We start from the raw sequence: 12577 nt of genomic DNA, 5'->3' as shown, positions 1-12577 counted from the left end.
TTATGCCAGATTACAGGATTATTGTAGATCTGTCTGACCACATGTTATATCTTCTGGATGGCAATCAGGTGATTAAGGGCTATCCCGTGGGCACCGGCAAGATGCTCACACAGACTCCAAACGGGGAGTTCACTATTATTAACAAACAATCCAATCCGGGTGGGCCATTTGGCGTGTTGTGGATGGGGCTGTCTGCTCCCCATTATGGGATACACGGAACCAATGAGCCTTGGTCTATTGGCAAATCCGTCTCCCATGGTTGTATACGCATGTACAACTCGGATGTACTGGATTTGTCTTCCAAGGTATCTGTAGGCACGAGAGTAACGATCCGGCCCTAGGGCCGGATTTTACTTCATGAAAGGTAGTTCAAAAAGTCCGCTTTTGATTACGAATCATGCCTAGCGGCGTGATCAGCATCGAATATGAAATTCAGCCGAAATAAGCGGGAGGCTTACGAAGTATGTTTCCGAAGGAAACATTTTGGTTGCTCACGTAGTTTTCCCTACGCTCCGCTACTCCATTTCTAGCTTCATTCCATCTTCGTGGTACTTAAAACCAGACTTTTTGAACACGTATTATAAGGTTAAGATAGCCAGTTACCAAATAAGTTTTACAGCCAGGACTAAAGTGGGTTAATTTGGAATTAAAGAAAGAAGAACATATAATATGGTAAAGCTGCGGCGGTTACGAGAGAAAGTGAGTGATAGCGATGCTGATCAGGCGGGCGCGTGAAGGGGATGCGCAAGGAATAGCCCATGTACATACAGAGAGTTGGAAAACAACGTATCGGGGAATTGTGCCTGACGATTTTTTGGATCATTTGACTACAGAATCAAGATTGTCTCAGTGGGAGAAGACTATTCGTTCTGGCGAAAAGGATCAGATCCTGGTGGTAGCTGAACAGGATCATGGGAACATTGTCGGATTTGCTTGTGGGGGTAAGGAGCGTAAAGGCAAATTACCTTATGATGGAGAGTTGTACGCTATATATTTGCTGAAGGAAGTGCAACAAACGGGGATAGGTCAGCAACTGGCGACACTTGTCGTTCATCATCTGCAGACCCACAATATGAAACGTTTGATCATATGGGCTTTGGAGCGAAATTCAGCTTGTCGCTTTTATGAAAAGATGGGAGGCACTCCAGTCCAAACACAGTCCCTCCGCATTGGTGGTCAAGATCTGATCGAAGTTGGCTACGGATGGGAAGACTTAAGCCTCTTTGGAGAGAAGAGCCTGCCCGACTGTTGAAAGACGTTCAGATGGCGAGAGAATAGTGTGGGTTGTGTTGTTTCCTTAAACTTTAAAAATGGAATAGCTAATTCAGGTCTTCACGTTTGCGTAATTCTGAACAAGGTTAATGATGTATTACACCGTTGTGCAGGTGTGACATTTAATCTTGATCAGGAGGCGTATTCACATGACTTTAATGGACACTGAACATACAACATGGACGAAACAATATATTAATGGCAGCTGGGTAGATGGCTCCGGTGAGAAAACAATGGAGAATATCAATCCTTATTCGGGAGAAGTTATTGCTACATGGCGCTCTTCCAATAAGAAAGACATAGATAAGGCTTATGAGTCAGCTCAGAAAAATTCGATTGAATGGGCGAAGTCATTACCTGCTGCGAAAGAAGAGGTATTGCGTAAAGTTTCATCCCTGATGACGGAGCGGAAAGAGGAGATCATTCAACTGTTGATCACGGAATCCGGGAGTACCCGAATCAAATCGGAGGCGGAGTTTGCAGCGGCTAAACGCATTGTGGACGAAGCAGCATCTTTTCCTTATCGCATGAAGGGTGAGATCATCCCGTCCAATACCCCTGGCAAAGAGAACCGTGTGGTTCGTGAGCCGAAGGGAGTGATTGGAGTTATCGGGCCATGGAACTTCCCTTTGCATCTATGCCTGCGATCTGTAGCTCCAGCAATTGCTCTTGGTAATGGTGTGGTGATTAAACCAGCATCGGATACTCCGATTACGGCAGGGTGGCTTATTGCCGATTTGTTTGAACAGGCTGGTCTGCCTGAGGGCGTGCTGAATGTCGTTGCGGGAAGTGGCAGCGAGATCGGAGATTACTTTGTCGCTCATCCGGTTCCCAAAGTAATTTCATTCACGGGTTCCACAGAAGTTGGACAAGGGATCGGTAAACTGGCGGGTGAACATTTAAAAGAAACGGCACTGGAACTAGGTGGCAACAACGCCATGGTTGTGCTGGAAGATGCGGACATTGAACGTGCTGCCGAAGCGGCGGTCTTTGGTAAGTTTCTGCATCAGGGACAGATCTGCATGGCTCTGAATCGTATCATTGTGCATACCGATATTTACGACCAATTCGTCGAATCATTTGTTGCCAAAACGAAGAATGTCCAGGCAGGTGATCCAGCGGATGCCAAAACACTCGTGGGTCCTCTCATTCGGGAAAAAGAGGTAGAACGATTGCTGGAGCTTGTGAACAAAACCAAGGGCGAAGGCGCACAGTTAATGCTCGGGGGGACCAGTCAAGGCAGCGTGCTGTCTCCTACTGTACTTGCCGATGTTAAACCTGAACAGGATATCGTGCAGCAGGAATTATTTGGCCCAGTAGCAGTGATCATGAAGGCTCATGATGAGCAGGAAGCTGTACGTTTGGCGAATGATACTCCTTATGGACTTAGTGGTTCGGTATTCACCAAAGATCTGAATCGAGGATATCAGGTTGCCCAGCGCATTGAATCGGGTATGGTGCATGTAAATGATCAGTCTGTGAACGATGAAGCGCATGTGATGTTTGGCGGTGAAAAAGCTTCAGGGATTGGACGTTTCGGTGGGGACTGGGCCATTGAAAAGTTTACACGTACTCGTTGGATCAGTATTCAGCACCAATATCGGGAATATCCGGGAGTGAAATAAGTCGAAAAAGAGTGAACTAGCAGGAGCATTTATGAATGATTAGAGTGGGTTACAAAAAAACGACAAATCATGCGAAAGCCCGTCTCCAGCTTGGTGGGACGGGCTTTTTGCACAATTTTACACCTCAGCAAAATACGGCTTAATATAAGAGTGGATAAGCTGTTTGGGGCTGACGCTATCTGGTTATTTATCGATACACGGAAAAATCGATCCGTAAATCCAATGGCAAAGGGGCTTTAAATTCATGTCCATTGACCGCTTTATTCTGAGGAAACTGAATACCTGTCAGGAAGAACATACACGTGCCAATTTGGTTCGGCTGTTTGTCATTCGTATTCGTAAAGCCGAGATTGCGGAAGAACATGATGCCGCCTATGTCCTGAGCAAACTGCACTGAGTGATGGCTGACAATAATTGCGATCCGCTGTTAACGTGTATACAACTCAAAAAAGGAAGCTTGTCTATAACGACAGCTTCCTTTTTCATGTCTTGTAATAAATGTGTCTTGGTTGACTCCTTTTAATATAAGGATAAAGCAAGGGAGTCGTTTTCACTTCGACTGTGGAGAATGGCTTCTCCATTAACAATCTCAATACTAATTAAAGAATGCAGACATTTTTGAATGGCGCGTTTACCGTTGCTAATTTTATGCTCAAGAGCACTGCTAAGCAATCTTAATGTCTTCTGCATAGGTTGTTTGTTTTCTTGATTAAAATATACAGGGATTGATTTGTTTTGAAAGGTTATTAGGGTTCTCACTTGAAATCACCTCACGGTTGTTATTTCATACAGCTAATATTAAATTCCAATGCTTAAAATTACCTTAAAATCAGCTTATGAAAACATAAAGGTGGGTAATGTTTGAAAAGTGTTCACAATTCAATTGTGAGCGAAGGAATAAAAGTCCTGAAAAACGTAACTTAATTACCATTTAAATGGAACAAAAAACGATAGTTTTCGTATCCTCGCAATATTTAATTGCATAACTGCCACGAAAGTTCTGAGTCGAATGTACGATATTTTAATATATACGTGGGTCATATGTAACAAAATTACAGGTGGTACATTGCAAACGGGGTGTTTATGTAAGAAAATAGGGTTGATATAACGATTCATTCTCTTTTTTTTGATTTAATCTGACATTAGGACAATTTACATATGAGACCATGGGAGGGATTCGGATGATTCTAACCGTGTATTCCGGCCGCGAGGAAGGAGAATGGTTCGACATCGATGTTCCGGACGAATGTACCATTGAACATTTGAAGACATTACTCGGCGTTCGCATTTTTGGACAGGCACCGGGAGACGGCATTCAGTACATCCTTGAAGCCAAGTTTCCGGAAGGTTTGTGGTTCTCTCCGCAGAACGCACAGCAATTAATGGAAACAGGGCTGCGACAAGGCAGTTGCGTACGTGTCCAGCGGGCTTTTTCAACGACTTCGGAAGAAGCGCCTGTATATGGAAGACGTTCATTGTTTCAACAGGACAGCAACGAATAGGGCTTTTGAACGTATACATTCATTATTGAACGAACTAAAGGAGGTCTTCTCTTCGTGAATGTGTTATATCAGCGTTCTCCAAGAATGACACCGGTTCTCAAGGAAGAGAGACTCGAAATACTCAGGCCTCCAACAGAACCGAGCAAACCCACGTTTTCCATGATATCCATTATTGTGCCGATCATGATGACTATGGTCAGCATTGGTTTCTACGTATATATCAATATGACCGGCAAAATGGGCAACAGCAATTATATGATGTTTCAGATGATGACGGTCATGATGATGCTTACTTCTTACACCATTCCATTCTTCGTGTATCTGAGCAACAAGAAATCATATCGCAAAAAATTGGAAGAACGAAAAACAATGTATCTTGCCCAACTGGACAAACACCGGGAAGAACTGAAAGAAGCTCAGGCGGAGCAAGTGAAGAGCCTGTACGAAATTCACGGTGATCCGGGTGTATGTCTTCAAGTGGTGAAGAACCGGAACAGCTCCTTGTGGGAGCGTTCACCAGAGGATGATGATTTCCTTCAGGTGCGCATTGGAACGGGAGAGATTCCATTCCGCATCAAACTTCAGGTTCCGCGGATTGATGGTTACGAGAAGGATGAGCTGATTGAAGCTGCCCATGAACTTGCGGCTGAATTCCAGACGGTACCGGATGCTTCCATTACATTACCTTTGTTCCAATCGAAGGTTATGGGACTGGTCGGCGATCGGGAGGAAGTACTTGCTTCCCTGCGAGTCATCATCTCACAACTGACGGTACGCCATTCCCCGGATGAACTGAAGCTTGCTGCATTCTATGAAGAAAAGGACAGCAAGGAATGGGACTGGCTTCGCTGGATGCCCCATATCTGGGATGAAGACCAAGGACAACGCTATATGGCCGACAGGCACAGCGGTGCGCATCAATTGGCGGACAGCTTGTTTTCCGTGTTGAACCGGCGTCGTAACAATAAGGAAGACCGCTACAAGAAAAGCGTACAAACGCCATGTTACGTTGTGATTCTCTCCGATACGCAATTGATTGAAGAAGAACCGTTACTTCCGCTGCTGTTGGAGTCGGCTCATGACATTGATGTATGCACCATCATACTGGCTAATCGCAAGGAGTCTCTACCGATGCATTGTCAGTTGATTATGGATGCCTCCAAAGGCAAAGGGGTGTATATCAAAAAAACGGAAGATGCCGATGTTATACAACAAATGTACAAGCCTGATGTGATCTCGAAGGAGATGGCAGAGGCGCTTTCCCGTTATATGTCACCGATCCGCTTAAAGCGTTCATCTGCTTCAGATATCCCGCAAGTGCTTCCGTTATTCGATATGCTGAGCACATCACGTGTGGAAGATCTGGATGTGGTGTCCAGGTGGGGACAGACGAGATATCCTGACACGCTGCCCGTACCGATGGGTGTACGAGCTGGCGGTAAAAAAATTGCGATAAACCTGCATGACAAAATTGAACGTCAGGGTCATGGTCCCCATGGTCTGATTGCAGGTACAACCGGTTCAGGTAAAAGTGAAGTCATCCAGTCCATCGTTGCTTCACTCGCTGCTGAATTCCATCCACATGATCTGGCATTCATGCTGATTGACTATAAAGGTGGCGGTATGTCCAATACATTTGTTGATCTGCCTCATGTGGTAGGGACAATCACCAATCTGGATGGAAATCTGATCGAGCGGGCAAATATCTCACTTCGTGCCGAACTGGTCAGAAGGCAAAAAATATTAAATGATGCGGGAAACCTCCAGCATATTGATGAATATTACAAGATTCTGCGTTCCAGACATGAACAGCCACTGCCACATCTGGTCATTATCATTGACGAGTTTGCTCAATTGAAGCGGGACCAGCCGGAGTTTATGGATGAATTGATCAGTATCGCGGCCATTGGCCGGACACTTGGGGTTCATCTAATTCTGGCAACCCAAAAGCCAGCTGGTGTTGTGGACGATAAAATATGGAGTAATTCCCGTTTTAGGATCTGTCTTCGCGTACAGAGTGAGGGAGACAGCAGGGACATGATCAAGATTCCAAATGCTGCCTGGATTACAAAGCCTGGTCGCGGATATTTCCAGGTTGGTAGTGATGAAGTGTTTGAAGAAATGCAATTCGCCTGGAGTGGTGCACCTTATAACCAGCAGGAGGATTCAACAACAGTATTGCCTGTTATGGAAGTGCGCCTGAACGGTAAGCGGGAGCCTCTGTTAACTGGAGAGCGCAGAGCCGTTCTCAAAGGTGAAGATGTTCCGAAACAGCTTCAGGTATTTATTGATTATGTTGCGCAATCTGCAGCTGATGCGGGTATCCGTCGTTTGCCAGGACCATGGTTGCCACCTTTACCAGAGACACTGGAATGGGAAGGTCTTCAGGACTGGCAGGAAGAAGAAAATCGGGATCTGCTGCTTGATGGCGGGGCGAGTGGTCTGAAACCACTGGTTGGTTTGCTGGATGATCTCCCTAATCAGCGCCAACAACCGCTCGCATTGCCTGTGGATCAAGGACATCTGGTCGTGTACGGCATGCCAGGACTGGGCAAAACAACATTTGTTCAGACCTTGCTTATGTCTTTGGCCCGTTCCCATAGAACTGAACCTTGGCATGGTTACATTATCGACATGGGCCGCATGATGAAGGACTTTGCAGCACTACCTCAGATTGGTGGCGTGATGATGGCGGAAGAGGAAGACCGGATCAAACGGTTATTCCGCTATATTCTCAAGCTGTCAGCACAACGCAAAGATATCATCTCGGAGGCGGGGGTTAAAACGATTTCGGCCTACCGCCGGACAGCTCACGCGGCTGTTCCGCAGGTTGTGGTCGTTATCGATGGTTATCTTTCATTCCGCAATGCCTATCCGGAAGAGAATGAACTTCTGGAGACGATCCTGCGTGAAGGCGGAAGTCTGGGTATCACCTTTGTGCTCACCGCCAATCGGGTAACAGATGTATTTGAAAAATTCAGAAGTAATATTCCCAATGCGGTTTCATTTGAGTTATCCGATCCAAGCGATTATTATTATGCCGTGGGAAGACCTTCCAAGGCGCCAAGCCAACTTCCGCCAGGAAGAGGTCTGGTCAAAGGGCAAGTGCCTCCGTTAATGTTCCAGGCGGCATTACCATCTTCAGGGGCAGATGAGGGCAAGCGTTCATCTGAACTGCGCCGTACGATTGCTGAGATTCGCCAAGGCTGGACAGCGGAAGAAGCGCCGCAGATTGCTCCACTTCCGGAAGAGATCAAACTCAAGGATCTACTCATTCGGACAGGATCATATGGTCAGGCGTGGGATACATCGTCTATAACTGTCCCTGTGGGACTGCTTACGGATGATCTGGAACCATTCGAGCTTAATCTGCGTGAAGGTCCGCATTTCATGGTAACGAGTCCGATGGAAGGCGGCAAAACGACATTTTTATTGACATGGATGTTATCACTGGCTTATCATGCTTCTCCGGAAGATGTGCAAATATACACAGTAGATATGCGTTATGGCTCAGGTGGGCTGGGGGAAATCAGCAGTTTGCCCCATGTCCGTGGACATGTATCGCGAGAAGAACAGCTTGCACCTGTCATTCAACAGTTGTACGATGAAGTTCTGAAAAGAGGCGAGATTTCCGGTGGACCGGAACTTGTGCTCGTCATCGACGATGCGGACACCTTGTCCAAGCAGCTAAACGATTTTAATGTAAAAGATCAATTGGGAGCGATTGTTCGTCAAGGAAGGGATCGCGGTGTACATGTGATTCTGTCCGGGGTTCCGGCAGACTTCCCGACCTTCGGTTCTGACTGGGTAACGGATGTGAAGGCTTCCCAGAGCGGAATGCTGTTCGGGACTTTAGACCCTAACGATCTCTCGTTCTTCCGTATACCTTATTCCGAATCTGGAGGTAGTTCAGGTGGGCTGAAGGTACTGCCTCCGGGTCAAGGTTATTATGTAAAACGTAAATATTCCAGGGTTAAAGGTGCAGTTCCATGTGATGACAGCTGGAAAATGACCGATTGGATTTCTGAAATTCGTGACCGATGGCATGTTGTAGTTTGAGGGGAGGTGGCTCATAATGTTGACGGTTCATGATTCTAAGCAAAAGGTAGTCACGTTGCAAACAAAGGAACTTTTTTTCCTGGCTGGTATTCTCGGTTCAGACCGACTGCTTGGTGTAGAAGATCCGTTTCGCGGCTATATGGCTGAGGATATCGCGAGGGAGTGGGAGCGTGTCAAAACCTCTCTGCTTGACAAAGGATATCTGATTCGGGATCAGGATACCGATGAGCTGATCATGACACCGACCGTTTTCTCCAGGGTAGCCATTGCCGGATTGTCCGACAGAGCTTGTTGGATTCGCTACACGATCAACGGCAAGTCGTATGAGAGTTATATACATTGCACGGATGAGCGGGTCGTTGAAGTTTCCCGTGTTGACGACGTACCGGACTCGTTCCGGCTCAGCGATCTGGGAAGTGTTCGTGAAGCCATCGATGTTCTGATAGAGCGGATGAAATGGAGCGGCCATTCTCCTGCGGAGAAACCGGCCCTAATGTGCTCCAAGAAAAAATTTTATGATGTCATGAATGAGCTCGAAAACAGCGGAGTACAGACCGTAGCAGCGGAACTCGAACAGGAGACAAGTGATCCTGAGGGCTCACTTGCACTGGCACGCTGTCTGGTGGGTAAGGAGTCAGACGGGGAGCTCAGGTTGCTTGTATGGAATGAAGACGGGTGGAAGTCGCAGTCGGCAGCCTTTGCTGCAAGTGCGGTATCCAACTGGTTGTTCCGGATGAGCACTGCGGCTTCAGATGATTGGCTTGTTGCAGCACTAACGACTAGAGAACAGTTTCACGAGATGCTGCTGGACTGGCTTAAACAGCCTGCAGGGGAAGAGGAAAGGTGATGGTAAATGCGCATTCGTGTGGAACCGGATGTGCTTCGGGCACTGAGCAAGCAGATTCAGTATGCAGCGGAGCAAATACAGCAAAAGATGACAGTGTTGGATCAGGCGATTCATTCGCTGGAGTGGGAGGTTGAATCCCGCGCAGCGGTGATGAATGAATGGAATCACAGTAAACGACTGGGCGAGGATGCGCTGCGTCGATTAATGGACTTAAGCGTACAGCTGGGACGCAAAGCGTTGTTATTCCAGCAGGCAGACATGGAGTATCGTTCCGTGCTGAGTCATGTGAACACAGCCTATGGTAATGCGGTCAATATGCTGAATGTTCTTCAGAACAATCGTACAGGAGAAATCATGCCTGCACATTCTGCAACTGTAGCTGTAGTATCCGATCCCCTTTCCGCAATGGCGGCCGTATATCGTGTACAGGATGCCGCTCCGCCTGATGGCTCCCCGGCTACACTGGTGCAGGCTATGCAGCCTGAGCCTGTAGCATGGAGATTCACAGATCCTTCCTTTCGGGGAAGAAGAGGGACCGAGCCTGTGGTTTCCTGAACAGGGTGAATGAAAGTAACAGCAGAAAGTGAATCTTTTTTTGTAAATAGGCTGTTAGGAGAAGTTTCAAATGCTAAAAATGGGGTAAATAGGATTAGGTCCTTCGGCTTTTGTCCGATCGATCCTGGTATAGTACAATTTGAACAAGTAAAAAATTAATTGCACAAACCAAGGAGGAATTTACAAATGGCAGGACGTATTTTAGTTACCCCAGAGCAGCTTGATCAGGTTTCCAACCAATTTAAACAAAGCGGTGAGCAAAGTCAGCAAATCGTATCTACATTGACTCAATCCATCACAAGCATGGAAGGACAATGGGAAGGTATGACAAAGCAACGCTTCTTCCAAGAGTTCCAAGAAGCTAGCAAACAAATGCAATCATTCGTTCAAACGCTGAACAGCATCAGCGCTGAACTTACAGCTATTGCTAACAAATTCCGTACAGCTGACCAAGCTCGTTAATCTGCTTTACATAGATCAGGCCGATGTGAAGTCTGATTTCGTCCTGAATTATAGGTGGATAGCAAGCTGAAGATGTACAACTACAGCAAAAACCGGGCGTTGTCACAACACCCGGTTTTTGCTGCAACTATGACACTAGGACAGAGAGAGGGATAAGCATGTCTTTTCAACCAAATCCCGGGGATGAAGTGGTGATTAACGACATTGCCTATACGATTGGGCAACATCCGGCAGCGCCGGGTCTGGCTTATGCCCAAGCCGGAAGGCAGGGGATTGTTTATCAGTTAATACCCCGTAATGGTTCCGTTCATGGGGCCAAAGCACTAAAAGTCTTTTTTCCTAAATTCCGTATTCCGGCTATGGTATATCAGTCTGAGCATATGGAGTCTTATAGTGAACTGCCAGGTTTGCAGGTATGCAAGCGTGATGTGCTCACTCCGGAAAGAAACGGAGCGCTCATTGGAAAACATCCCGATCTGTTATATGCGGTGTTGATGCCATGGGTGCAAGGTCAGACCTGGTTCGATGTGATCAGTGATCAGAGACAGTTGACGGCTGAAGAGAGCTTGAAGCTGGCCAGAGCACTTGCTGGAACAGGTTCGGCTATGGAACAACGTGGACTGGCTCATTGCGATATGTCCGCTCCCAATGTAATGATTCCGTTTTTTTCCGAAGTGGAGAACCTGGGGAAGACGTCTGCGGTAGAACTTGTGGATGTCGAGCAGATGTACGGTTCCAAGATGGATCGTCCGGATGCCCTGCTTGCCGGGTCACCCGGTTATGCAGCCCATCGAACAGTGCACAGCGGTTTGTGGAGTTCATATGCTGACCGATTTGCAGGAGCTGTTATCATTGCTGAAATGTTAAGCTGGTCAGACCCTGTGATTGTAGAGAAGGCGTGGGGCGAAAGTTATTTTGACCAGCATGAAATGCAAACAGTGAGTGAACGGTATTATGCGATGCGGGAGTCCCTTGAGAAGCGTTGGGGTTCCAAACTGTCAGATCTGTTCATTCGAGCTTGGGAAAGTCACGATTTGAGCAGCTGTCCGACGTTTGGTGAGTGGTATGTTGCATTGGCTGCGGTAAACGTGGATCAGGCCAATGCGGCGGTTGCTGCGACATCGGAAGAAGCAGCTACCAATTCGTCCGAAGCTGATGTGAATCTGAAAAAGAGCTCAGAACCAGTAAATGAACCGGTGAATACGCAAGACGGGAACCGTCCCCAAACGCCGCACTCTCCAGATCAGGAAGCGGTTGTGAATCGTCTGTTCCTGCAAGCAAGAGCCCTGGAGGATGAAGATAAACCGGCTGCAGCACTGGAAGTGTACCGCTCTCTTTATCATTTTATTCCTCATAACAGCGCGATGCAGATGGAAGTCGAGGCTGCAATCAAGGAACTGGATGCCAAGCTTAATCCAAAAGAAGACACAGACAAGCCCGTACCTGTGCCATTCTACAGATCCAAAAAGTTCATGATTTCCTCCGCTGTGCTTATTGTATTGCTGGCAGGTGGCGTGCCAACGGTCAAAATACTCGCCGATCAGGCAGAGGTAAAACAGAAAGAACAGCTGGAAGCCACACGACTGGCAGATATCAAAGCTGCGGAAGAGGCGGAAGCAGCAAAGGCAGCTGCGCTCAAACAGCAGGAAGAACAAGAGAAACAAAAGGCCGCAGATGCTGCAAAACTGGACGCAGAGGAAAAGAAAAAGCTCGCTGAAGCCAAGCAGAAGGCAGCTGATGCAAAGAAAAAAGAAGAAGAACGTAAGGCGTTACAGGCCAAATACGACAAACAGGCGAAATATGAGGCCTTTCTGGTGAAGCAGGAGCAGCAGAAGAAAGAAGCTGCTAAGAGAGCACAGCAGGAGAAGTACGATAAACAGGCAAAATATGAAGCTTATCTGGTCTGGAAAAAAGAGAATGATGCCAAGCTTGCAAAACAGGAAGCGGAGCGTAAAGCGGCAGCTGAAGTTAAACGTCAACAGGAGATTGCTCAGAAAGCAGCTCTGAAGAAAAAACGTGCCCAGAATGTGGTCACGCTGATTGCTCATTACAATAAGACGTATAACGCGCAAAAAGGCAGAAAAATTGAAAATGCGGAAGCGTATGCCCGTGATTTCAAAAATCTTTACAATACCGATGCTTCCTATTTCAAAGGTGTCGGCAAAGTGGCCGCTCGAATGAGCGCCATTAACAAATTCCTGAGCAACACTAATTATACGTTGCCCAACTTATAAATAACGTGAACGATGGAGGTG

11 protein-coding genes are annotated in these 12577 nt (G+C 47.0%); 10 read left to right on the top strand and 1 reads right to left on the bottom strand.

Going from position 1 to position 12577, the window contains the following annotated elements; genetic code table 11:
• Positions 1 to 2 precede the first annotated feature (2 nt).
• From IFU39_RS08865 to IFU39_RS08850, 4 genes are all read left to right on the top strand, one after another.
• Positions 3 to 341 carry a L,D-transpeptidase gene (locus IFU39_RS08865; RefSeq protein ID WP_091017202.1) on the top strand — a complete coding sequence of 113 codons (339 nt, stop codon included), beginning with the start codon at positions 3 to 5 and terminating at the stop codon, positions 339 to 341.
• A gap of 371 nt (positions 342 to 712) precedes the next feature.
• Positions 713 to 1252: a GNAT family N-acetyltransferase gene (locus tag IFU39_RS08860; protein ID WP_192132278.1), complete on the top strand. Its 540-nt coding sequence runs from the start codon at positions 713 to 715 to the stop codon at positions 1250 to 1252.
• Positions 1253 to 1421: 169 nt separating this feature from the next.
• Positions 1422 to 2897 (top strand): aldehyde dehydrogenase family protein, encoded by a 1476-nt coding sequence (locus IFU39_RS08855; protein WP_091017198.1) that lies wholly within the window; start codon positions 1422 to 1424, stop codon positions 2895 to 2897.
• A gap of 244 nt (positions 2898 to 3141) precedes the next feature.
• Positions 3142 to 3294, top strand: a complete 153-nt coding sequence (locus tag IFU39_RS08850; protein ID WP_164783094.1) for a hypothetical protein — start codon at positions 3142 to 3144, stop codon at positions 3292 to 3294.
• Between the two features lie 122 nt (positions 3295 to 3416).
• On the opposite strand, the gene IFU39_RS32865 is transcribed toward IFU39_RS08850, so the two are convergent.
• The gene (locus IFU39_RS32865; protein WP_074094612.1) at positions 3417 to 3656 is read right to left on the bottom strand and encodes a hypothetical protein; all 240 of its coding nucleotides are present in this window, start codon (positions 3654 to 3656) and stop codon (positions 3417 to 3419) included.
• A 422-nt stretch (positions 3657 to 4078) separates the two neighbouring features.
• Between IFU39_RS32865 and IFU39_RS08845 the strand changes: the two genes are divergently transcribed.
• The 6 genes from IFU39_RS08845 to IFU39_RS08820 all read left to right on the top strand — a co-directional run bounded on the left by IFU39_RS08845 (position 4079) and on the right by IFU39_RS08820 (position 12556).
• Complete coding sequence (locus IFU39_RS08845; protein WP_074094613.1) at positions 4079 to 4399, top strand: hypothetical protein; 321 nt, start codon at positions 4079 to 4081, stop codon at positions 4397 to 4399.
• Between the two features lie 54 nt (positions 4400 to 4453).
• Positions 4454 to 8458: a type VII secretion protein EssC gene (essC, locus tag IFU39_RS08840; protein ID WP_192132276.1), complete on the top strand. Its 4005-nt coding sequence runs from the start codon at positions 4454 to 4456 to the stop codon at positions 8456 to 8458.
• Between the two features lie 16 nt (positions 8459 to 8474).
• On the top strand, positions 8475 to 9305 hold the full coding sequence (locus tag IFU39_RS08835) for a hypothetical protein (RefSeq protein ID WP_091017195.1): 831 nt from the start codon (positions 8475 to 8477) through the stop codon (positions 9303 to 9305).
• 6 nt (positions 9306 to 9311) lie between these two features.
• On the top strand, positions 9312 to 9860 hold the full coding sequence (locus IFU39_RS08830; RefSeq protein ID WP_017689072.1) for a WXG100 family type VII secretion target: 549 nt from the start codon (positions 9312 to 9314) through the stop codon (positions 9858 to 9860).
• Positions 9861 to 10046: 186 nt separating this feature from the next.
• On the top strand, positions 10047 to 10322 hold the full coding sequence (locus IFU39_RS08825; RefSeq protein ID WP_017689071.1) for a WXG100 family type VII secretion target: 276 nt from the start codon (positions 10047 to 10049) through the stop codon (positions 10320 to 10322).
• A gap of 158 nt (positions 10323 to 10480) precedes the next feature.
• A complete protein-coding gene (locus IFU39_RS08820; RefSeq protein ID WP_192132275.1) occupies positions 10481 to 12556 on the top strand; it encodes a hypothetical protein in 2076 nt (691 codons plus the stop codon).
• The last annotated feature ends 21 nt before the right edge of the window (positions 12557 to 12577 follow it).

The organism is Paenibacillus sp. CFBP 13594 (genome assembly GCF_014842675.1).
Taxonomy (GTDB): domain Bacteria; phylum Bacillota; class Bacilli; order Paenibacillales; family Paenibacillaceae; genus Paenibacillus; species Paenibacillus amylolyticus_B.
The sequence above is the reverse complement of the archived record's forward strand: the minus strand, read 5'-3'. Positions and strand labels throughout refer to the sequence as shown.

What these genes read in the sequence shown, in the direction of transcription:
- IFU39_RS08865 (WP_091017202.1), top strand. Translation starts at nt 3, where the DNA reads ATGCCAGATTACAGGATTATTGTAGATCTGTCTGACCACATGTTATAT.
- IFU39_RS08860 (WP_192132278.1), top strand. Translation starts at nt 713, where the DNA reads ATGCTGATCAGGCGGGCGCGTGAAGGGGATGCGCAAGGAATAGCCCAT.
- IFU39_RS08855 (WP_091017198.1), top strand. Translation starts at nt 1,422, where the DNA reads ATGACTTTAATGGACACTGAACATACAACATGGACGAAACAATATATT.
- IFU39_RS08850 (WP_164783094.1), top strand. Translation starts at nt 3,142, where the DNA reads ATGTCCATTGACCGCTTTATTCTGAGGAAACTGAATACCTGTCAGGAA.
- IFU39_RS08845 (WP_074094613.1), top strand. Translation starts at nt 4,079, where the DNA reads ATGATTCTAACCGTGTATTCCGGCCGCGAGGAAGGAGAATGGTTCGAC.
- IFU39_RS08835 (WP_091017195.1), top strand. Translation starts at nt 8,475, where the DNA reads ATGTTGACGGTTCATGATTCTAAGCAAAAGGTAGTCACGTTGCAAACA.
- IFU39_RS08830 (WP_017689072.1), top strand. Translation starts at nt 9,312, where the DNA reads ATGCGCATTCGTGTGGAACCGGATGTGCTTCGGGCACTGAGCAAGCAG.
- IFU39_RS08825 (WP_017689071.1), top strand. Translation starts at nt 10,047, where the DNA reads ATGGCAGGACGTATTTTAGTTACCCCAGAGCAGCTTGATCAGGTTTCC.
- IFU39_RS08820 (WP_192132275.1), top strand. Translation starts at nt 10,481, where the DNA reads ATGTCTTTTCAACCAAATCCCGGGGATGAAGTGGTGATTAACGACATT.